This is a genomic window from Bradyrhizobium sp. WCU1 (genome assembly GCF_053474805.1).
The window spans coordinates 3,601,706-3,622,951 of record NZ_CM130280.1 but is presented as its reverse complement, the minus strand read 5'-3'; the positions used below and the strand labels follow the sequence as shown (position 1 = coordinate 3,622,951).

General features: G+C 64.2%; 22 protein-coding genes. 12 read left to right on the top strand and 10 right to left on the bottom strand.

What is annotated here, in order from left to right:
• The first annotated feature begins 8 nt into the window (after positions 1–8).
• Positions 9–989: an NADPH:quinone oxidoreductase family protein gene (locus ACTUWL_RS16840; protein WP_021078252.1), complete on the top strand. Its 981-nt coding sequence runs from the start codon at positions 9–11 to the stop codon at positions 987–989.
• Positions 990–1,089: 100 nt separating this feature from the next.
• Here the strand turns inward: ACTUWL_RS16840 and ACTUWL_RS16835 are convergent, their stop codons facing one another.
• Together ACTUWL_RS16835 and ACTUWL_RS16830 are read right to left on the bottom strand one after the other, a co-directional pair.
• Positions 1,090–1,470 carry a YkvA family protein gene (locus tag ACTUWL_RS16835; protein WP_021078251.1) on the bottom strand — a complete coding sequence of 127 codons (381 nt, stop codon included), beginning with the start codon at positions 1,468–1,470 and terminating at the stop codon, positions 1,090–1,092.
• An 82-nt stretch (positions 1,471–1,552) separates the two neighbouring features.
• Positions 1,553–1,858: a 4a-hydroxytetrahydrobiopterin dehydratase gene (locus ACTUWL_RS16830; RefSeq protein WP_021078250.1), complete on the bottom strand. Its 306-nt coding sequence runs from the start codon at positions 1,856–1,858 to the stop codon at positions 1,553–1,555.
• A 313-nt stretch (positions 1,859–2,171) separates the two neighbouring features.
• Here ACTUWL_RS16830 and ACTUWL_RS16825 point away from each other — a divergent pair, with 313 nt between their 5' ends.
• From ACTUWL_RS16825 to ACTUWL_RS16815, 3 genes are all read left to right on the top strand, one after another.
• Entirely contained in the window at positions 2,172–3,578 is a 1,407-nt protein-coding gene (locus ACTUWL_RS16825) for a TAXI family TRAP transporter solute-binding subunit (protein WP_021078249.1), read from the top strand.
• Positions 3,579–4,075: 497 nt separating this feature from the next.
• Positions 4,076–5,638, top strand: coding sequence for an alkaline phosphatase D family protein (locus tag ACTUWL_RS16820; RefSeq protein WP_021078247.1), 1,563 nt, complete (start codon positions 4,076–4,078; stop codon positions 5,636–5,638).
• 138 nt (positions 5,639–5,776) lie between these two features.
• Positions 5,777–6,775: an N-acetylmuramoyl-L-alanine amidase family protein gene (locus ACTUWL_RS16815; RefSeq protein WP_021078246.1), complete on the top strand. Its 999-nt coding sequence runs from the start codon at positions 5,777–5,779 to the stop codon at positions 6,773–6,775.
• A 7-nt stretch (positions 6,776–6,782) separates the two neighbouring features.
• Here ACTUWL_RS16815 and ACTUWL_RS16810 read toward each other — a convergent pair whose 3' ends face one another.
• Positions 6,783–7,883: a hypothetical protein gene (locus ACTUWL_RS16810; protein WP_035650892.1), complete on the bottom strand. Its 1,101-nt coding sequence runs from the start codon at positions 7,881–7,883 to the stop codon at positions 6,783–6,785.
• A 90-nt stretch (positions 7,884–7,973) separates the two neighbouring features.
• On the bottom strand, positions 7,974–8,348 hold the full coding sequence (locus ACTUWL_RS16805) for a response regulator (RefSeq protein ID WP_021078244.1): 375 nt from the start codon (positions 8,346–8,348) through the stop codon (positions 7,974–7,976).
• Between the two features lie 199 nt (positions 8,349–8,547).
• On the opposite strand from ACTUWL_RS16805, the gene ACTUWL_RS16800 reads away from it, so the two are divergent.
• From ACTUWL_RS16800 to ACTUWL_RS16775, 6 genes are all read left to right on the top strand, one after another.
• Positions 8,548–9,312 carry a Crp/Fnr family transcriptional regulator gene (locus ACTUWL_RS16800; RefSeq protein ID WP_021078243.1) on the top strand — a complete coding sequence of 255 codons (765 nt, stop codon included), beginning with the start codon at positions 8,548–8,550 and terminating at the stop codon, positions 9,310–9,312.
• Between the two features lie 82 nt (positions 9,313–9,394).
• Entirely contained in the window at positions 9,395–10,114 is a 720-nt protein-coding gene (locus tag ACTUWL_RS16795; protein WP_021078242.1) for a prolipoprotein diacylglyceryl transferase, read from the top strand.
• Positions 10,095–11,540: a radical SAM protein gene (locus ACTUWL_RS16790; protein ID WP_021078241.1), complete on the top strand. Its 1,446-nt coding sequence runs from the start codon at positions 10,095–10,097 to the stop codon at positions 11,538–11,540. The genes ACTUWL_RS16795 and ACTUWL_RS16790 overlap by 20 nt, the downstream gene beginning before the upstream one ends.
• On the top strand, positions 11,537–11,806 hold the full coding sequence (locus ACTUWL_RS16785; RefSeq protein ID WP_021078240.1) for a hypothetical protein: 270 nt from the start codon (positions 11,537–11,539) through the stop codon (positions 11,804–11,806). Before ACTUWL_RS16790 ends, ACTUWL_RS16785 begins: the two co-directional genes overlap by 4 nt.
• Before the next feature lie 346 nt (positions 11,807–12,152).
• On the top strand, positions 12,153–13,976 hold the full coding sequence (gene typA / locus ACTUWL_RS16780) for a translational GTPase TypA (protein WP_021078239.1): 1,824 nt from the start codon (positions 12,153–12,155) through the stop codon (positions 13,974–13,976).
• Between the two features lie 177 nt (positions 13,977–14,153).
• Positions 14,154–15,401: a flavin monoamine oxidase family protein gene (locus tag ACTUWL_RS16775; RefSeq protein ID WP_021078238.1), complete on the top strand. Its 1,248-nt coding sequence runs from the start codon at positions 14,154–14,156 to the stop codon at positions 15,399–15,401.
• A 99-nt stretch (positions 15,402–15,500) separates the two neighbouring features.
• Here ACTUWL_RS16775 and ACTUWL_RS16770 read toward each other — a convergent pair whose 3' ends face one another.
• The 3 genes from ACTUWL_RS16770 to ACTUWL_RS16760 are packed head-to-tail and all read right to left on the bottom strand — an operon-like array spanning position 15,501 to position 17,779.
• Positions 15,501–15,908, bottom strand: coding sequence for a thiol-disulfide oxidoreductase DCC family protein (locus tag ACTUWL_RS16770; protein WP_021078237.1), 408 nt, complete (start codon positions 15,906–15,908; stop codon positions 15,501–15,503).
• 58 nt (positions 15,909–15,966) lie between these two features.
• Positions 15,967–17,295, bottom strand: coding sequence for an SDR family oxidoreductase (locus ACTUWL_RS16765; protein ID WP_021078236.1), 1,329 nt, complete (start codon positions 17,293–17,295; stop codon positions 15,967–15,969).
• Positions 17,296–17,311: 16 nt separating this feature from the next.
• Positions 17,312–17,779: a DUF2269 family protein gene (locus ACTUWL_RS16760; protein WP_021078235.1), complete on the bottom strand. Its 468-nt coding sequence runs from the start codon at positions 17,777–17,779 to the stop codon at positions 17,312–17,314.
• A 361-nt stretch (positions 17,780–18,140) separates the two neighbouring features.
• On the opposite strand from ACTUWL_RS16760, the gene ACTUWL_RS16755 reads away from it, so the two are divergent.
• Complete coding sequence (locus tag ACTUWL_RS16755; protein ID WP_021078234.1) at positions 18,141–18,650, top strand: GNAT family N-acetyltransferase; 510 nt, start codon at positions 18,141–18,143, stop codon at positions 18,648–18,650.
• Between the two features lie 166 nt (positions 18,651–18,816).
• Entirely contained in the window at positions 18,817–19,347 is a 531-nt protein-coding gene (gene ppa / locus ACTUWL_RS16750; protein ID WP_021078233.1) for an inorganic diphosphatase, read from the top strand.
• Between the two features lie 135 nt (positions 19,348–19,482).
• Here ppa and ACTUWL_RS16745 read toward each other — a convergent pair whose 3' ends face one another.
• Genes ACTUWL_RS16745 through ACTUWL_RS16735 form a run of 3 tightly spaced genes read right to left on the bottom strand, consistent with a single transcriptional unit; the run spans position 19,483 to position 21,029 of the window.
• Complete coding sequence (locus tag ACTUWL_RS16745; RefSeq protein WP_021078232.1) at positions 19,483–20,367, bottom strand: bifunctional methylenetetrahydrofolate dehydrogenase/methenyltetrahydrofolate cyclohydrolase; 885 nt, start codon at positions 20,365–20,367, stop codon at positions 19,483–19,485.
• A 1-nt stretch (position 20,368) separates the two neighbouring features.
• Positions 20,369–20,704: a DUF167 domain-containing protein gene (locus ACTUWL_RS16740; protein ID WP_021078231.1), complete on the bottom strand. Its 336-nt coding sequence runs from the start codon at positions 20,702–20,704 to the stop codon at positions 20,369–20,371.
• A gap of 34 nt (positions 20,705–20,738) precedes the next feature.
• Positions 20,739–21,029: a YggT family protein gene (locus ACTUWL_RS16735; protein WP_021078230.1), complete on the bottom strand. Its 291-nt coding sequence runs from the start codon at positions 21,027–21,029 to the stop codon at positions 20,739–20,741.
• Between the last annotated feature and the right edge of the window lie 217 nt (positions 21,030–21,246).

The window sequence follows — 21,246 nt, the reverse complement described above, 5'->3', positions numbered from 1 at the left end:
GTGTGTCCATGAAAGCCATCCTCTGCTCGCAATACTGTCAACCCGACGATCTCGTGCTGGCGGACGTGCCCGATCCGGTGGCGGGTCCCGGCGAAGCCGTGATCGCGATCAAGGCGGCGGCGCTGAACTTCTTCGACATCCTGATGATCCAGGGCAAGTACCAGATCAAGCCGCCGTTCCCGTTCTCACCGGCTGCCGAAGTCGCCGGTGTGATCGAGAGCGTCGGCGCTGGTGTCACTGATCTCAAAGTCGGTGATCGCGTCGTGGCGTCATGCGGCCACAACGGTGCGCGCGACAAGATCGCGCTGCCGGCGAATACGATCGTGAAGATTCCCGACAATCTCGATTACGACCGCGCCGCAGGAATCATCATCATCTACGGCACCGCGCTGCATGCGCTGGAAGATCGCGCCAGCCCGAAGCCGGGCGAAACGCTCGCGGTGTTAGGGGCCGCCGGCGGCACCGGCCTTGCGGCATGCGAGCTCGGCAAGCTGATGGGCCTCAAGGTGATCGCCTGCGCATCGTCGGACGAGAAGCTCGCCTTCGCCAAGCAGCACGGCGCCGAGCTGACGCTGAACTACGCCAAGGAAGATCTCAAGGAAGGGTTGCGCAAGCTCACCGACGGCAAGGGCGCCGACATCGTGTTCGATCCGGTCGGCGGCTCTTATGCCGAAGCCGCGCTGCGCTCGACCGCATGGGAAGGCCGCTTCCTGGTGATCGGCTTTGCCGCCGGCGACATTCCGAAGATCCCGCTCAACCTCGCGCTGCTGAAGGGCTGCGATATCCGCGGCGTGTTCTGGGGCGCGTGGGCGCGGCAGAATCCGGAGAAGAACCGCAAGAACCTCGAGAAGCTCGTGCAGTGGACTGCGGAAGGGAAGATCTCCTCGCATGTCGACCGCACCTTCCCGCTGTCGCAGACCGCGGAAGCGCTGAAGGTGCTCGCCGGCCGCAAGGCGATGGGCAAGGTGATCCTGCATCCGGGCAGCTGAGCGGGATCGTGCAGCCCGGATGGAGCGTAGCGAAATCCGGGACTGCTCGTTCGACTGTGAGGAGAACCCGGATTGCGCTTCGATTCATCCGGGCCACAGCTTATTCCGCGTTTTCAGGCACCCCGCGCTTCAGCGCAGCGCGTGCGGCTTCGCGGTGCTCCGGCGTAATGTGGCTTGCCACCATGCGGATCGCGGTGGCGAGCACCGCGGCATCGTCGGTGAAGCCGAGCACCGGCAACATGTCCGGGATGAAATCGAACGGCAGGATGAAATAGGCGATCGCGCCGAGCAGAGCCGCCTGCACATGGCGCGGCGTCTGCCGGTCGAACGCGCAGTAATAGGCGGCCAGCAGATCCTCGGCGAAGGGCAGCCGGATCACCACTTTCTTGAACTTGACCCAGAAGCGGCGGCGCACGCTCTCGCGGTCCTGCGCCAGCCGGTCGGCAGGCTCAAATCCCACGCTGTGTTCAGTCGTTGCCATCGCAAGGTTCCCTACTCCTGCGGCGAACGCTTACGAATCTGGGGACGTCGAATGGCGGCCGCAAGGTTGTGGAGCAGCAGGGTCAGTTGACCCCGAGCTGCCTTGCGATCGCATTCATGGCCTTGGCGAGGTCGATATCGCGCTTGGTCACCCCGCCGACGTCGTGGGTCGCCAGCACGACTTCGACCGTCTTGTAGACGTTCTTCCATTCCGGGTGATGGTCGTTCTTCTCGGCGACCAGGGCAGCGCGCGCCATGAAGCCGAAGGCCTCGTTGAAGTCCTTGAATACGAAGGTCTTTGCAATCGCCTCGCGTCCGGCCAGCTCGGTCCAGCCGGCCAGTTCCCAGAGCGCGGCCTTTGTTGCTTCCGCTGACAGCTTTTCGACCATGGTAACACTCCCGTTTGCCGCCGACCTTAACCTAGAGCCTTTTCCGTTCCGATTGAATCGGAACGGGGCTCTAGATTCCAGGTTTGACGCGTTTTCTCGCGCGAACCGGTGTCCACTTCGCGGGAAAACGCCCTGCCAAGCGGCCTCCGGGATGGGATCCAAGCCGAAATTAGGGCCGAAATCGCGTCCTATCGCCGCTGGTAACCATGACGGAGATGTAACATCTGTGGGCCCAGGAATTTGCTACAAAAGCAGGATATGTGCGCGTTGGTAGTTTTGCGAGATTGAGCCCCGACGATTGTTTGCGAGATCGATGACAGACGGCTCCGCCAGCATATCGCCCAAGCCGTTGCGCTCCGCCAAGCGCCGGCTGATGTTCGTTTTGATCGCAGGCGCGCTCGCCATCGTCGGCGCGCTGATCGCCGGCTATTATTTCGCGGTGCGTCCGGTGACGCTCAAGATCGCGGTCGGCCCTGCGAACAGCGATGACCTCAAGGTCGTGCAGGCGCTGGCGCAGGCCTTCAACAACCAGCAGCATACCCAGGTCAAACTCCGACCGGTGCAGACCGACGGCGCCAGCGCCAGCGCGCAGACGCTGGCCGACGGCAAGGCCGATCTCGCCATCATTCGCGGCGACCTCGACGTGCCGAAGAACGCACAAGCCGTCGCGGTGCTGCGCAAGAATGTCGTGGTGATGTGGGTTCCACCCTCTGCAAAGGGCAAGGGCCGCAAGGCTGCGAAGATCACCAAGATCGCGCAACTCGCCGGCCGCAAGATCGGCGTCGTCGGCCGTACCCCCGCCAATGTCAATCTGCTGAAGCTGATCCTGACGCAATACGGCGTCGACCCGATGAAGGTCGAGATCGTGCAATTCCCGGCCAATGAGGCGGTCGACGCCATCAAGAACCTGAAGGCCGACGCCTATCTCGCCGTCGGCCCGGCCAACAGCAAAGTCACGATCGATGCGATCACGGCATCGACCAAGGACGGCGGCGAGCCGACTTTCCTTCCGATCGATGCGTCCGAGGCGATCGCGCAGAACCATCCGGCCTATGAGGCCGCTGAAATCCCCGCCGGCTCGCTCGGCTCGGCCGACCGGCCCGAGGATGAGGTGAAGACGATCAGCTTCTCGCACCACATCGTGGCGCGGAAGGGCTTGTCGGACGCGACGGTCGCAGCCTTCACCCGGCAATTGTTCGCGATCCGGCAGTCGCTCAAGAACGACTTCCCGCTCGCCGCCAAGATCGAGACCCCCGACACCGACAAGGATGCCACCATTCCGGTACATCCGGGCGCGGCCGCCTTCGTCGACGGCGAGGAGAAGACCTTCCTCGACCGCTACAGCGACTACATCTGGTGGAGTCTGATGGCGTTCTCCGCGATGGGCTCGGCCGGCGCGTGGTTCGCCGGCTATCTCAAGCAGGACGAGCGCAACACCAACACCTCGCAGCGCGAGCGCCTGCTCGAGATGCTGAAGACCGCGCGGCAGAGCGATTCGACCGAAGAGCTCGACCAGTTGCAGGCGGAGGCCGACGACATCCTGCGCCACACGCTGGACTGCTTCGAGCATGGCGCGATCGAGGAAGGCACGCTGACCGCATTCAACATCGCGCTGGAGCAGTTCCACAACGCGGTTGCCGACCGCAAGGCGCTGCTGCTGAGCATGCCGCAGAATCTGCAGCGGACTGCGACGCAATTCAGGGCGGCGGGCACGGCGTAACTTGGTTACTCGCGTCCGGTTCTTGAGCGTCGTTCCTGGAATGACGGCGGAGACGACCGGTGGTGCAAACAGACGAAAAAGCGTGACTGGTGCTGGTTGCAGGGTCTAGTAGACGGCATGCTGCTTAACACTTTCACTGGTGTAGCGTTGGGCGTTGCAATGTGCGTGGCGCTAGGCTTTTACGCTTTGATGCAAGACCGCCTGAGACGCAGGCTCAATATAACGGTGTTTTCCCCCTCATCATGGCTAAATGCCTTTAAGGTTTTCTCAGTGCGAGAATTCTATCTCGGTCTCGCAGCGTTCGCTGTGATGCTGATCATCTGCGGCATCGCCGCCTACTTGAACTAGCCAAACGAGGGGAAAATTTCTCCCTCACATCCCCAAAAGCGGTCACCCGCCGCGCCTGACCACGCCCGCTGTAATCTCACCGTCATGGAATTTTCCTACCTCTCTGCTCGCCCGCGTCGCATTGTCGCTGTGACCTTAAGGAGGCCCCCATGACGATCCGGTTCTCGCGAAACCTCACCCGCCGACGCTTTCTTTCCACCACGGCTGCGGCCGGCGTCGGCGTGATCGCGATGCCGTATCTGTCGCGCGCCGCCGATCGCCCCGTGATCACCCATGGCGTGCAGTCCGGCGATGTCGGCATCGACGGCGGTGTGGTGTGGGCGCGCGCGGACCGGCCGTCGCAGATGATGGTCGAGGTCGCCACCACGGAATCGTTCAAGGACGCCCGCGCGCTGCCGCCGATCACGGCGCTGCCGGAGAGCGACTTCACGGCAAAGATGCTGCTGGAGAACCTGCCGTCCGGCCAGGACATCTTCTATCGGGTCCGCTTCCGCGACCTCGCCCATATCGACATTGCCGGCGAGCCTGTGGTCGGCCGCTTCCGTACCGCGCCGAGCGATCGCCGCGACGTCTCCTTCGTGTGGGGCGGCGACGTCGCCGGCCAGGGCTGGGGCATCAACCCCGACGACGGCGGCATGATCACCTTCGCCGCGATGAAGAAGCACAATCCGGATTTCCTGCTGCATTCCGGCGACACCATCTACGCCGACGGCGTGATCCCGTCCGAGGTGAAGCTCCCCGACGGCAAGATCTGGAAGAACATCACGATCCCGGAGAAGGCCAAGGTCGCCGAGACGCTCGACGAGTACCGCGCCGCGCACAAATACAATTTCCTCGACAGCAATCTGCGCGCCTTCAATGCCGAGGTGCCGATCTTCGTGCAGTGGGACGATCACGAGGTGACCAACAACTGGTCGCTGTCGAAGCAGCTGCCGGCGGCCTACAAGGAGCGCGACATCACCGTGCTCGCCGCGCGCGCGGCAAAGGCCTTCCACGAGATGTATCCGATGCGCGAGAGCATCGTCGAGCCCGGCCGGGTCTATCGCACGCTGAGCTACGGTCCGCATCTCGACGTCTTCATGCTCGACGAGCGCAGCTATCGCGGCCCGAATGGTCCGAACCTGCAGGAGACCTACGGTCCCGATGCCTATTTCATCGGACCCGACCAGATGGCCTGGCTGAAGCGCGCGCTGCTCAACTCGCGCGCCACCTGGAAGGTGATCGCCTCCGACATGCCGCTGTCGCTGATCGTCTATGACGATGCGACCAACAAGAAGGGCTCGGAGGCGTTTGCGCAGGGCGACGGACCGGCGCGCGGCCGCGAGCTCGAGATCGCCGACATCCTGCGCTTCATCAAGACCGCCGGGATCGTCAACACGGTGTGGCTGACCGCCGACGTGCACTATGCGGCCGCGCACTACTACAATCCGAACAAGGCCCAGTTCCAGGAGTTCGATCCGTTCTGGGAATTCGTCTCCGGCCCGCTGCACGCCGGCACGTTCGGGCCGAACGAGCTCGACAACACGTTTGGTCCCGAGGTGAAGTTCGTCAAGGCGCCGGGCGAAGCCAACCAGAACCTGCCGCCGTCGGCCGGCATGCAGTTCTTCGGCCACGTCAAGATCGACGGCAAGAGCGGGCAGATGACGGTGAGCCTGCGCGATCGCGTCGACGCCGAGCTGTGGGCCATCACGCTCGATCCGAAGCCGGTGTAATCGCCCCGCAGCTGCGACGGAACCGGACGCCGCCCTGGCGTGAGGCAAGGGCGGCGCGATTGACAGGGGATGGACGCGACCTGCCTCTTCCGGTACCGGTGACAGAGCCGTTATGCTGGGGGCCCGGAGGGGCGGAGCATGAGGCGCTGCGAATCCGTTCGCGTGCTCGGTGGCATCGTCGCGGGGCTTCGGCCTCGCCGCCTGCTTGTTGTTGCGATAGCGGTGCTCGCGCTGCTGCCGACCGACATCAGCGAGGCCGGCTGGCTGCCGGATTTCTTCAAGAGCTCACCCAAGCACGCCAAGCCGCCCAAGCGCGCGACAGCGACAAGGCCGGCCAAGCTCGCAAAGCACCGCGCGCCAGCCAAGCACCGCGTCACGCGGCTCGCCGCGCTGGGACCGGTCGCCCTGCCACCTTCCGCTCTCAAGCCGACCGCAGGCAAATGCGATCCCGCGACATTCCGGGTCGTCCTCGATGTCGGCCATACCGCGGAATCGGAAGGCGCGATGAGCGCGCGCAACGTCGCCGAATTCAACTTCAACCTACGCCTTGCGCGGCAGATCGAGGAGACCTTGAAGGCCGAAGGCTTTACCGGAACCAGGCTGCTTCTCACCGAAGGCAAAGCGAGACCCAGCCTGTTCAGGCGGGTCTCCGCCGCCAACAATCTGCACGCGGATCTGCTGCTGTCGATCCACCACGACTCCGTGCCCAACAAGATGCTCGAGGACTGGGAATTCGAGGGCAAGAAGAGCCACTTCAGCGACCGCTTCAGCGGCTACTCCGTGTTCGTGTCCCGGGAGAATCCGGACTTCAAGACAAGCCTGCGGTTCGCCGAACTGGTTGCCGGCGAAATGAAGGCCCAGGGGCTGCACTATGCCGAGCAATACAGCCAGCCCATCATGGGCCGCGACCAGCATCCGCTGCTGAACAAGGACACCGGCGTCTACAGCTATGACGAGCTGATCGTGCTGAGAAAGACCGCGATGCCTGCCGTCCTGCTGGAGGCGGGCTCGATCATCAACCGGGAGGAGGAACTCAAGATGGGTTCGCCCGAGCGCCGCAACGCGATCGCCAGCGGCGTCGCCTCTGCCGTGAAGGAGTTCTGCGACCCGCGGTGGGTCCTGCTCGGTCCGCTCTGACGTCCACTCAGCCTGGATTGCCTGCCTTGATCTCCTTGAGCCTGGCAAGCGCCTGTTCGAACTTGGCGTTGAACAGCCACATCGCATCGAGGATTTCGCGGAAGGTCGCCGATGTTCTTGCCCTGTCGGCCCGGCCGAACGCGAAGATGCTGTTGTTGCGCAGATATCCCATGATCCTGGGGTCGGAAATTCGGTAGCCGACCAGATTGCCCGACTTCAGCGCGGCCCGCGTCGGGGTCGGAATGATCTGGATCAGCTCGAAGAGCTTCATTTGATCGATCGGATCGGGCAGCGCCTTTGCGATCGCCGGAACCTGCGGGAAAACGTCCGCGTGTGCGTTCATGAGCGCGTCGCGCACCGCGGTCCAGTGATTGAACCGATGGTCGAGATTGCCGGCTCGGGCCTCTTCCTTGTCGTCGCGACGGCTCAGCGCAGGATCGAGGGCCGCGATCGACCCCTTGATGGCGGCCCACTTCTTCTGGCCGTTGCGATCTTCGGACGGGCCGGTCTGCAGGCTGCCCTTGTAGGTGTTCGACCGCGCATTTCCGGCATTCTGCTTGCCGTTCGTCTCGGCAAAGAACAGGCCAAGGCTGATACGGCCGGCGACAGCGGCGTCAGCGGCATCGAGCCCCCTGGCGCGCGCGATCACTGTCGCCAGGTCGACCACGTCCTTGAACGGCGTATCGGAGCTTTGCGCACCGGCGGGCGGCGCCTCCATGACGTCGAACAGCGTCTTGTACTCGTCGAGCAGCGGCTCATTGTCGGCATCGAAATAGGCCGGAGGGATTCCCAGCCTGTTGGGCCTTCCGATCCGCGCCGGCAGCGCATCGGTGAGATCCTTGTAGGTGCTCATCATCTCGACACGGGCCAGATAGATCGCCTGGCCCGGCAGGTTCGGCAGCGACTGCCCGGCATCGATCTGCGCGCGGCGCTGGCGCATGATCGAGACGAAATTCTTCAGCGCATTGTCGTAGGCCTTGAGCGCGGCCGATTGCTCGCTCGTGAGGGCGGCTGGCTCAGCAATGGCAGGACCCGCCGCAACCGGCGCAAGCAGCAGTCCGAGAGAGAGCGCCGCGGCGCGCGCAGCGGCAGATATCCCGATCGCCATCCTGATTGCCATGACGGCTTCCCGAGGCCCGTGCGTCACCGAATCCGACATCCCGGATCGTAGACCGCGAGGCCGAATCCCGGCAATCGGTCAAAGTTCGTTTCTCAGCGCAGCCTCGAGCGTCTCGCTCGAACACGGCTTGGCCAGCCGCGGCTTGTCGGCAAGCGATTCCGGCAGCCTGATGTCCGCGCCGTAGCCCGTGATGAAAGCGAAAGGCACTTTCAGGGCATCGAGCCGCTCGGCGATCACGAACGTCTTCTCGCCCCTGACGAGGCCGACGTCGAGCAGCGCGAAATCCGGCGCGCGTTCGGCAATCAGCTCAAGCGCGCGGGCGACGTTCGCGGCGGTGCGCACCGTCCGGGCGCCGAAGCCCAGGATGGTGTCCTCAAAATAGAGCGAGATGATCGGGTCGTCCTCGACCACGAGGACGTCGCCGGGCATGCCGGCATTGGGAGCGGATTCCATGACGCGGTGTCCAATTCTTCGATGATGGATGAGAGACCGGATCAGTCCGGCCGGATGGCCCGCGACCGGCGCCCGAAAGCACGCCGGCTGTTCCCGGGATGAAACCCACCACATCGCGCGCCGTCGCGTCTGTTCACTAGTGAACATAAAAGCTGGAACTTTTTCAGTATGGTCGGCGTTGGGTTTCCAGGATTTTCCAATGATTGCCAAACGGACCGATTTGGCCGGGACGAGCGACCGGCCGTTCAACAATCTCCTGCGCCGGCTGAATGCCGCCGACTACGCGCTGCTCGCGCCGCATCTTGCGGAGGTCGAGGCCGCGGCCGGCGAGCTGCTCTACAATCCCGGCGACGACGTCCAGATCGTGCATTTCCCATGCGGACCGAGCCTTGCGTCCTACATGGTGGCCAACGAGGACGGGCGCGATGTCGAAACCATCCTGGTCGGCCGCGAGGGCGCGGTCGGCGGCATCGTCAGCCAGGGCTTCCTGCCGGCGTACACACGCATCACCGTCAAGTTCGGGGGGCCGTTCGTGCGGCTGCCGATCAGCAAGCTCGACGCCGCCAAGCTGACCTCGATCTCGGTGCGCAACATCTTCGCGCGCTATGCCGACTGCATGCTGGCGCAGATTTTCCAGTCGACCGCCTGCAACGCGATCCATTCGATCGAGCAGCGCGCCGCGAAATGGATCATGTCGGCGATGGAACGCACCAATGGCAATGGCGTGGTGCCGCTGACGCATGAGCAGCTCTCGACCTTGCTCGGCGTCGGCCGCAGCTACACCAGCCGGGTGATCCAGAACTTCAAGGCCGAAGGGGTGCTGGATACCCGCCGCGGCGCGATCGTGATCCGCGATCCCGACAAGCTCAAGCTACGCTCCTGCATGTGCAACGAGGCGGTGAAGGATCACTTCGAGGAAGTGCTGCGCGGGGTGTATCCGAGCGAGGACAACCCGGCCAATTGATGCCAAGCTGACCTCTCCCCGCAAGTGCGGGGCGAGGGGGAACATCTATCGCGGGCCGCGAAAATCACGCTACACTCGCCTGATGAGCGGGGCTGAACTTCACGCGATCTTCGACATCGCAGCATGGGGCGCGGCCGCGATCGCCATGTGGTGGCTGTCGCGCCGGCCCGGGCTGCAATTCCCGCGGCAATCCTTCGAGCTGCCCTACATCGCCGCACTGGTGTTCGGCGCCGGCATCGGCGCCTACATCTTCGGCACGTTGAACCTGTGGTTCTCGGGCATGTCGGGTATCGCCCGCTCGGTCGAGGGTGCGCTGGCCGGCGGCGTCATCGCGATCGAGCTCTACAAATGGCTGCACGGCATTGCGCTGCGCACCGGGGCGCGCTTCGCACTCCCGCTCGCGCTCGGCATCGCGGTCGGCCGGCTCGGCTGCTATTTCGCGGGGCTCGAGGATTTCACCTACGGCACGCCGACCACGCTGCCCTGGGGCCACGATTTCGGCGACGGCATCCTGCGCCATCCCGTGCAGCTCTATGAAAGCCTGGCAATGGCGGCGTTCGCGGCCTTCTACGTCTGGGCCGTATTGAACCGCAACGCCGCTGTGATCACCAATGGATTCTACCTCGTGCTGTTCTACTATGGCCTGCAGCGCTTCCTGTGGGAGTTCATCAAACCCTACGGCACGCTGATCGGCCCGTTCTCGCTGTTCCACCTGCTGTCGCTGTTTGTCATGGTCTATGCCGCCGTCATGCTGGCGACGGCGCCGAATGTGAGTGTGAAGCATGAACGCGCCGCTGCGTAAGGCCCGCCCCTACATCTTCTGGGGCCAGACCCAGTCGCTCTGTGAGACCTGCCTGACATTGGTGCCGACCAAGATCCAGATCTCAGGCAACGAGGTCTGGTACGAGAAACGCTGCAAGCAGCACGGCGTGCAGTCGACGCTGGTCTCGACCGACCAGGCCTATTGGCGGCTGTGCAAGGACTTCATCAAGCCCGGCGACCGGCCGCTCGCCTTCCAGCGCCACACCGAATTCGGCTGTCCCTATGATTGCGGGCTGTGCCCCGACCATGAGCAGCACTCCTGCCTGGCGCTGATCGAGATCACGGAGCACTGCAACCTGACCTGCCCGGTGTGCTTTGCGGATTCCTCGCCGGCACGCTCAAGCTTCACGCCGCTGGCCAAGATCGAGACAATGCTGGACGCGCTGGTGGCGAGCGAGGGCGAGCCCGACCTGGTGCAGATCTCCGGCGGCGAGCCGACGCTGCATCCGGATTTCTTCGCGATCCTGGATGCGGTGCGCGCCCGCCCGATCCGCCACGTCATGATCAACACCAACGGCCTCAGGATCGCGCGCGAGCCGGATTTCGTGGCGAAGCTCGCCGCGAACAAGCGCGGGCTGGAGGTCTATCTGCAGTTCGATTCGCTGAAGCGCGAGGCACTGGTCAATCTGCGCGGCGCCGATCTGCGCAAGATCCGCCAGCAGGCGCTGGAAAATCTCGAGCGTTACGGCGTCTCGACCACGCTGGTCGCCACCATCAAGCGCGGCGTCAACGACGCCGAAATCGGCGACATCATCCGTCATGCGCTGACCTGGAAGTGTGTCCGCGGCGTCACGCTGCAGCCGGTGCAGGACGCCGGCCGCAACGAGGCCTTCAACAAAGATACCGACCGCATCATGCTGTCGGAGATCCGCCAGCGCGTGATCGAAACCGGAGTGTTCGGCGACAAGGACATGATCCCGCTGCCGTGCAATCCCGAAAGCGTCTCGATCGGTTACGGCCTGCGCAGCGGCGACAAGGTGCTGCCGCTGACCTCGCTGATCCCGCAGGAGCAGCTCGTCGCCGTGATGCCGAACACGATCAGCCCGGAGAAATATCCGGTGCTGCGGGAAAAATTCGTCGATTTGTTCTCGCTGTCGTCGGGGCCGCTGAACACCTCGGAGCGGGTCTGCGAGTTGTTGTGCTGCCTGCCGAGCTTCGAAGTGCCGGAGGGGCTGACCTACGAGAACGTGTTCCGCGTCACCATCGTGCAGTTCCTCGATCGCTTCAACTTCTGCGTCGGCAACGTCAAGCGAAGCTGCATCCACTTCGTCACCGAAAGCGGCGCGATCATCCCGTTCGACACCTACAACCTGTTCTATCGCGACGGAAAAATCGACGGCATCCGCGCAAGCCTGGCCGGCCAGACCTATCGCGAGGCGCGGCAGGGCGAGGAGGTGCCGCGATGAGCGATGACAGCAGGCCTATCAATCCGGATGGATCGCCGCCCTCGCTGCCTCCCCCGCTGCCGCCCCGACGCGGCGGCTGCGCGACCGCCTTCATGGCGCTGTTCGGGGTGTTCCTGCTGCTCCCCGGGCTCTGCGCGATCCTGTTCGGGGTCGGCACCCTGACCTCGTCGCGCCCCGACCCCTCCATCCTTTCTCTGGTCCTGCTCGGCCTGCTGGTCGGTTTTGCCGGCGTGATGCTGATCCGCGCCGCGATCACCGGGCGGTAGAGGTCGGCATTGATCGCTGTACGGGCTCGGGCTGATCATCCGGGCAGGCCTGGAAATGATGCCGAATCAGGGCTCTGACCCGTTAGAACCCGGGTTCCCGGCTCGAAATCAGCTTCCCAGACCGCCAACAAACCGTTGTTTTTTGGCGTTTTCTGACTATATTGCGCCGCAACGCGCAAGGTGCCCGGTCCTCTGACCGGGCTTCCTTTTTGGGGTGATGCGTCCCCGTCAAATTTCTTGGGTATGAGCGTGATCCGGGCCCCGATTGGGCCACGTGAGCGAGCGGCCGGCCAAATCGGTTCGGCGAGATCGCGCATCTGACCATTGCACGACCAGAAGAAGAGCCATGAACCTTCGCAACGTCGCCATCATCGCCCACGTCGACCACGGCAAGACCACCCTCGTCGACCGCCTGCTGCAGCAATCCGGCACCTTCCGCGAAAACCAGAAGGTTGCGGAGCGCGCCATGGACTCCAACGATCTGGAGCGCGAGCGCGGCATCACCATTCTGGCGAAAGCCGCCTCGGTGCAGTGGAAAGACATCCGCATCAACATCGTCGATACCCCCGGCCACGCCGATTTCGGCGGCGAGGTCGAGCGCATCCTGAACATGGTGGATGGCGCGCTGGTGCTGGTCGACGCCGCCGAAGGTCCGTTGCCGCAGACCAAGTTCGTGGTCTCCAAGGCACTCAAGGTCGGACTGAAGCCGATCGTTGTGATCAACAAGGTCGACCGTCCCGACGCACGACCGACCGAAGTCATCAACGAGGTGTTCGACCTGTTCGCGGCGCTCGATGCCAGCGAAGAGCAGCTCGACTTCCCGATCCTGTACGGGTCGGCCAAGCAGGGCTGGATGGCGGATAGCCCGGATGGACCGAAGGACGCCGGCATGCAGCCGCTGTTCGACCTGATCGTGCGCCACGTGGCGCCGCCGCAGGTCGAGCAAGGTCCGTTCCGGATGATCGGCACCATCCTCGAGGCCAACAACTTCCTCGGCCGCATCATCACCGGCCGCATCTCCTCGGGCAGCATCAAGCCCAACCAGGCCGTCAAGGTACTGGGCGCCGACGGCAAGCTGATCGAGCAGGGCCGCATCAGCAAGATCCTCGCGTTCCGCGGCATCGAGCGCACGCCGCTCGATGAAGCCGAAGCCGGCGACATCGTCGCGATTGCTGGCCTGACCAAGGGCACCGTCGCCGATACGTTCTGCGATCCGTCCGTCGACACCCCGTTGCAGGCGCAGCCGATCGACCCGCCGACGGTGTCGATGTCCTTTATCGTCAACAATTCGCCGCTCGCCGGCACTGAAGGCGACAAGGTGACGAGCCGCATGATCCGCGACCGTCTGCTGCGTGAGGCCGAAGGCAACGTCGCGCTGCGCGTCGTCGAAGCCGCCGACAAGGACTCGATGGAAGTTTCGGGTCGCGGCGAATTGCAGCTCGCGATCCTGATCGAGACCATGCGGCGCGAGGGTTTTGAGCTCTCGGTGTCGCGCCCGCGCGTCGTGCTGCAAAAGGACGAAGCCGGCGTCTGGCAAGAGCCGATCGAGGAAGTCGTGATCGACGTCGACGAGGAGCATTCCGGCGTCGTCGTGCAGAAGATGAGCGAGCGCAAGGCCGAGATGATCGAGATGCGCCCGTCCGGCGGCAACCGCCTGCGGCTGGTGTTCTACGCGCCGACCCGCGGCCTGATCGGCTACCAGGGCGAACTGCTCACCGACACCCGCGGCACCGCGATCATGAACCGCATCTTCCACGGCTATGCCGCCTACAAGGGCGAGATCCAGGGCCGCCGCAACGGCGTGCTGATCTCCAACGACCAGGGCGAAGCGGTGGCCTACGCGATGTTCAAGCTGGAAGACCGCGGCCCGATGATGATCGAGCCGGGCTGGAAGGTCTACAAGGGCATGATCGTCGGCGAGCACACCCGCGACAACGATCTCGAGATCAACGTGCTGAAGGGCAAGCAGCTCACCAACATCCGCACCACCTCGAAGGACGAGGCGGTGCGCCTGACGCCGCCGATCCGGATGACGCTGGAAAAGGCGCTGGCCTATATCGAGGACGACGAGCTCGTCGAGGTGACGCCGAAGTCGATCCGGCTGCGCAAGAAGCATCTCGATCCGAACGACCGCAAGCGCGCCGAAAAGGCCAAGGAAGCGGTGGCGTAAAAGCGGCCCCGCAAAGCAATCTGTCATGCCCCGGCTTGACCGGGGCATCCAGTACGCCGCAGCCTATCGGTTCAATAACAACCGCCTCTGGAATACTGGATCGCCCGCTTTCGCGGGCGATGACAGTCATGCGTGAGGCCGCTTCAGGCCCGGCGGCGAACGTGCTAGAGCCGGGACATGAGTTCCCTTCCCTCCACGGTCGATGTTGCCATCATCGGTGCCGGCGCCGCAGGCCTCGGCGCCGCGCATGCGCTGGAGGGCACCGGCCTCTCCAGCATCGTCCTGGAAGCACGCGATCGGCTCGGCGGCCGGGCGCATACGATCCAGGCCGCACCGGACGTGGTGTTCGACGTCGGCTGCGGCTGGCTGCATTCGGCCGACCAGAACAGCTTTGTCGGCATCGCCGAGCAACTCGGCTTCGAGCTCAACAAGGACCTGCCGCCGTGGCGCGAGCGCGCCTATGGCAAGGCGTTCCCGCAGGCCGACCGCGACGCGTTCATGCTGGCGCTCGACGAATTCTACGAACGCATCGAGCAGGCCGCGCGCGGCGGCAAGGACGGCTCAGCCGATCGCTACCTCGAGCCCGGCAATCGCTGGAACCCGATGATCGATGCGATCTCGACCTATGTGAACGGCTGCGAGCTCGACCAGCTCTCGATTCTCGATTTCGACGCCTATGAGGACAGCAACGTCAATTGGCGGGTGCGGCGCGGCTATGGCGCGCTGGTCGAGGCCTATGGTCAGCAGGTGCCCGTCGCGCTGAACTGCGAGGTGAGGCTGATCGATCACTCCGCCAGGCGCATCCGCATCGAGACCTCACGCGGCACGCTGGAGGCGGACAAGGTGATCGTCACCGTGCCGACCAACCTGATCGCCGACTCGGCGATCCGCTTCTCGCCGGCGCTGCCGGAAAAACTCGACGCCGCGCGCGGCCTGCCGCTCGGCCTTGCCGACAAGGTGACGCTGGCGCTCGCCGAGCCCGAGGCGCTGCCGAAGGAAGGCAATCTGCGCGGCGCCACCATGCGCACCGAGATGGGCACCTATCACATCCGCCCGTTCGGCCAGCCCTGCATCGAGGGCTTCTTCGGCGGCCGCTTTGCGCGAGCGCTCGAAGATGCCGGCGACGGCGCCATCGCCGCGCACAGCATCGACGAGATCGTCTCCTTCCTCGGCAATGATTTCCGCGGCAAGCTGAAGCCGCTCAGCGAATCCCGCTGGGCGCATGACCCGTTCGCCCGCGGCTCCTACTCGCACGCGCTGCCCGGCCACGCCGACAAGCGCGCCGCACTCGCCGCACCGGTCGACGGCCGGCTATTCTTCGCCGGCGAGGCGACGTCACCGCACTTCTTCTCGACCGCGCACGGCGCGCGGGACTCGGGCGAGCGGGCGGCAAAGGAAGTGTTGGCTTTCGTATCTCGAAAGTAGCCACATCATCATTGCGAGCGAAGCGAAGCAATCCATCGCGCCGCGGAACGGATAGAGTGGATTGCTTCGCCGCTCCGCTCCTCGCAGTGACGGCAGAAACTACTCCAGCACCCTCGCCCGCATGTCGGCGTCCGGCACGAAGCACGTCTCGTACTTCCCGAAGATGCGATAGCGGTTGCGGGCGATGAGGCTGTAGACGGTGTCGCGCAGCGGCTTCGGCACCGCGAACAGCGCGCTCGTCCAGCCCCAGCCGGGGAGATGGCTCAGCACCGTCAGCGCCGCATCCGACTTCATCCAGGCGATGCCGCCATGGACCACGGCGTTGGTGTCGGGATCCTCAGGGTCGATGCCGAAGGTCTTGGCAAGCCGGGTGCCATAATCCGACTGGATCGGCGTGAAACGAAAGCGGCGCGCCGTGTCGCGGGCGACGACGAAGCGGACCCAGCGCGAGCAGAAGATGCAGACGCCGTCGTAGAGGATCACGTCGTCGTCGGGCCAACTCTTCATCTTGTTTTCCTTCGACGCGTATTCTTCACGCGAACCGGTCCCACTTCGCTTGCAAACGCTATCGATTGTCCAGCATCAAGAGCGCCACCAGCATCAGCACGATCGCAGGTCCGGTCTTCACCAGCGCGCCGAGCGGCTCGATCCAGAGGTCGGGCGTCAGGATCGCCGATCCGAACATATAGCCCAGCGAGGCGACGATGCCCGCAACGAGACCGAACGCCGCGGCACGGCGGATCGCGATCAATACACCGATGCTCATGTCCATCAGGCTGGTCCCGACCGTCACCGGCCCGACCAGAGCGGGCGGGAAATGATGCGCGCTCAATATGCCGGCGGCGGCGTCATAGGAGATGACAAGGGCGATGAAGCCGGACGCGACCCAGAACAGCACCAGGCTCGCGAAGATCAGCGCCTTGATCAGGAACAGCCGCGCGAACCATTTGTCCTGGATCGTCGCGGGTCGGCCGCCGACCGCTTGCGCGATCGTCTTCGGCACGATGCCGGTCGCGTGCATCCAGGGCGAGGGATCACCGGTGACGCCGCGGCGCAGCTCGGCGATCGCAGTGGAGCGCATCGGCGGCATCCAGCCGAGGCGGTTTGTGAGATCGCCGAGACGGGCGCCGAGATCGATCAGGAACGATGGCGAGGCGATACGGAATTGCTTCGCCGTGCCGAACGACCAGCGGAATTGGGCGATGACGCCGCCGAGCGAGACCGGCTGCTTCTGCATCAGGTCCCATGTCACCGAGCGCACCGCTTCGTCGTCGATATCGCGCGTCGCGAGCCATGCGATGGTGGCGGCGATGTCCTCGACCGCGACCGGCTGGAACGGCGTCGCCGCCTCGTCGGCCGGCAAATCCACCGGCAGCGCCGCCAGCGCGCGCAGCATGGCGCTGCCGCCATAGGCCGATGGCGCGATCACAAAGCCCGGGCGCAGGATCGCATGGGCGATCCCCGATGCCGCGATCAGCCGTTCGGCTTTGCGCTTGGTGGCGCTGAAGGCGGTGCGATCCTGATCGGCGCTGCCGGGAATCGAAATGTGCACCAGACGGATGGCGCGATGGCTGTCGCGGATCGCTTCGAGCAGTCGCGCCACGAAGTCGCGATGCACCGCGCTTGTGTCGCTGCCCGGACCGTCCTGCAGTACGCCGAGGCAGTTGACGACGACATTGACCTCGTGGGTGCGAAGCAGCTGCGTCAGGTCAGCGACATCCATCGACATCAGTGGCAGCTCGAGATCGGCTGCGCTCATCTTTTGTGCAGCCGTGAACTGCCGCGCGATCCCGATCGCGTGAAAGCCGCGCGCCCTCAGATCGTCGGTGAGGTAGCGTCCGATCAGGCCCGACGCGCCAAGCACGAGGATATTGTGTGATGCATCGTCACTCATGAGATCGGATCATGTTCTAGAATGGTTTTGCGATCATCAGCCAGAGGATGATCATCACCGAGCCGAAGCCGGGAATCCCGAACAGGAACCAGCGGCGAAACAGCGCAGCGTAGCGCGGCGGCAGCGGAAGCCCCTTATCGGCAGCCGCCTGCGCGAGGTCGCGCATCTCCATCTGCATGAAGATGACGGGAACCCAGAACACGCCGGCCAGTGCGTAGAGCGCAAGCGAGAGCAACAGCCAGCGCTCGGTCAGGCTGGTTGCCGACAGCAACATCAGCAGCCCGCCGCTCACCGGCTGCAGCAACACCGCGCTCAAGGTGAAGATCATGTCCGCGACCACGACCGTCGACGCCGTGCGCGCGATAAAGGACGCGCTTTGCGTGCGATGCGCCGCCAGCATGAAGAAGGCGATGCCGGTCCCGGTGCCGAGGATCACGATGGCGCCGAGCACATGCAGATACTTGATCAGGAAGTAGAGCGTCATCGCAGTCCGCTCACGATCGGGCTGGTTTTGGCGCGCACAGATATCGCCGCTGCCATAGACCGTGCGCGCGCAAAAATCCACTGCGGCTGCGCACTCGGAGTACCCACATCGCGCTTGGATCGCACGCCAGATCCTGGCGGCGAATCAGCCCCGAATGAGCTTTTTCCGAGCGACGGCACCATCATACTGTGCGCGCGATTCACGCTTTGCACAGGCCAGGATCGGCAATTGATCGCTCAAGCCTGGCAAGTGTCCTCTTTCGACACAAGTTTTCATGACACTGATGCAAAAAACCCACAGGTTAACTGATAATTAACGATGGACCTTGAAGGCGGCCCTCCGACTTGCTTTGATTGGATGCATGAGCACAACGCTAATCGAGGTCCGGCCAGCCAAAGCTGCAGACGCAGCCTCGGTGGCGTCTACCCATGACGAAGCCTGGCGCTCGGCGTATCAGGGAATCATCCCCGGCGCCGAACTCGAAAAGCTGATCAATCGCCGCGGCCCGCAGTGGTGGGACAGCGCGATCCGCAAGGGCAGCCGCGTCAGCGTGCTGGTGTTCGGCGACCGAATCGCAGGCTATGCCAATTACGGCCGCAACCGCGCCCGCAGCCTGCATTTCGAAGGCGAGATTTACGAGCTCTATCTGCGGCCGGAATTCCAAGGCCTCGGCTTCGGCCGGCGCCTGTTCGCCGCGGCCCGCCGCGACCTGATGCAGAGCGGCCTGAAGAGCATGGTGATCTGGGCACTCTCCGACAACGAGCCGGCGACCGAGTTTTACCGCGCGCTGGGCGGCCGGATGGTGGCGCGCTCCTCGGAACGGTTCGGGCCGAAGTCGCTCGACAAGGTCGCTTTCGCCTGGGCCAACTGAAAATCCCGCTTCTCTCGCAGCTGCAGCAAGGCTAAACCAGCCTGAGCGCTGCGCGCGACGGCCAGCCCGGCCCCCACGGCCGGGCCTGATGTCGTTTTGCGGCCTGGCGGCGCCAACCAAAAAATCACATCGTTCTCAACTTCCAGAAGGCCACGCGGAGCAATCCATGCGTATCGACGCCATATCGATCGGAAAGAATCCGCCCCACGACGTCAACGTCATCATCGAGGTTGCCGTCGGCGGCGAGCCCATCAAATACGAGATGGACAAGGAGGCCGGCACGCTCGTGGTGGACCGCTTCCTCTACACGCCGATGCGCTACCCCGGCAATTACGGCTTCATCCCGCACACGCTGTCGGGCGACGGCGATCCCTGCGACGTGCTGATCGTCAACACCCGCGCGATCGTGCCGGGCGCCGTGATGAGCGTCCGCGTGGTCGGCGTGCTGCTGATGGAGGACGAGGCCGGCGGCGACGAGAAGATCATCGCGGTGCCGTCCTCGAAGCTGACCCAGCGCTACGACAAGGTGCACAATTACAGCGACCTGCCCGACATCACGCTGCAGCAGATCCAGCACTTCTTCGAGCACTACAAGGATCTCGAGAAGGGCAAGTGGGTGAAGGTGCTGCGCTGGGGCGACGCCGACGAAGCCCGCAAACTGATCCTCGAAGGCATCGAGCGGGCGAAGAAGAAGTGACGGCGTAGTCGATACGGCGCGCTCTTCCGTCATTGCGAGCGAAGCGAAGCAATCCATGCCACCGCACGTGTGGGACGGTGGATTGCTTCGTCGCTTCGCTCCTCGCAATGACTGCGGAGAGATTTCCCAGCTATCTCACACCGCCGGCGCCGGCAGGCCCTGGATCGCGCAGGCGGCACGCAGCGTGTTGACAAGAAGGCACGCCACCGTCATCTGTCCGACGCCGCCCGGCACCGGCGTGATCGCGCCGGCGACGCCGAGCGCTTCCTGGAATGCGACGTCGCCGACCAGCTTCGGCTTGCCGCCGGGCACCGGAATGCGGTTGATGCCGACATCGATCACGGTCGCGCCCGGCTTGATCCAGTCGCCCCGCACCATCTCGGGACGACCGACCGCAGCATAGACCAGGTCGGCCTGGGCGCAGAGTTTCGGCAGATCGCGCGAGCGCGAATGCGCGATCGTCACCGTCGCGTTCTCGTTCAGCAGCAATTGCACCAGCGGACGGCCGACCAGATTGGAACGGCCGATCACGGTCGCGCTCATTCCTTCAAGCGAGGCATGCACGCTCTTGGTCAGGATGATGCAGCCGAGCGGGGTGCAGGGCGACAGCGCAGCCAGGCCCCCGGCGAGCCGGCCGGCATTGTTCGGATGCAGGCCGTCGACATCCTTGGCCGGATCGATCGCATTGATGACGGTCTCGGTGTGCAGCGATTTCGGCAGCGGCAGCTGCACCAGGATGCCATGCACCAGCGGATCGCGGTTGAGCCGCGCGATCAGCGCCAGCAGATCGGCCTGCGACACATCCTCCGGCAGCTTGTGCTCGAACGAGGCCATGCCGGCGGCCTGGGTCTGGGTGTGCTTGCTGCGGACATAGACCTCGCTCGCCGGATCATGGCCGACCAGCACCACGGCGAGCCCCGGCGTGAGCGCATGGTCGCGCTTGACGCGGGCGACCTCGTCGGCGACGCGGGCGCGAAGCTCGGCGGCGATGGCTTTTCCGTCGATGATGCGGGCGGTCATGTCAGTCCTTCGTCTCTTGGTTCGGCTTTGCCGCCGTCAATTTTCTCAGCGTTTCGCCAAGCCCCTTAGGGTCACCGTCGACAGCCACCTGCTTCAGCCGCGAGGTTGCCCCCGATAGCAGCTTCACCCTGGCCTTGGGCACGCCGAGCGCCTTCGCCAATAACTCCGTCACCGCCCGGTTGGCCTCACCGCCCTCGGCGATGGCACGGACTCGCACTTTCACCACCGAACGGCCGTTGGCCAGCGTTTCGATCCCGTCGATGTCGTCGCGGCCACCGCGCGGCGTCACGCGCAACGCGATGCTGATGCCCTCGGTGGAATAGCGCCAAGGATCCATCAGCAATCCATCAGCAGCGGTCCATCGCCAGGGATCAGATCACGTTGGGATAGATGTAATAAGCGATCACCCGCTGGATGAACATGATGATCAGGATCACGATAATCGGCGAGATATCGAGACCGCCCAGATTCGGCATCACATTGCGAATCGGCCGCAGCACCGGCTCAGTGATCCGGTAGAGGAACTCGGCCACCGCCGAGACGAATTGGTTGCGCGTGTTGACCACGTTGAAGGCGACCAGCCAGGACAGGATGGCCGAGGCGATCAGCAGCCAGACATAAAGGTCGAGGACGATGATGACGATGTCGAGAACAGCGCGCATATGATGGGGGCTCGCGGGTGGGACGACCAGGTAAAGCGCAACGAAACCGGACTTGAACCGCCAGCGCGCTTCTCGTTTGAGCAGGATCTTCTCGGAAAACCGCTGCGTACTTCTCGCTAACGCGGCCCGCCGGGTCCGGATCATGCTCTAAATATCGGTTCGGCCCCCCGCAAACAAGGGAAGTTCCGGGCAGGAAAGGTCGAAAACAGCCGTTTCG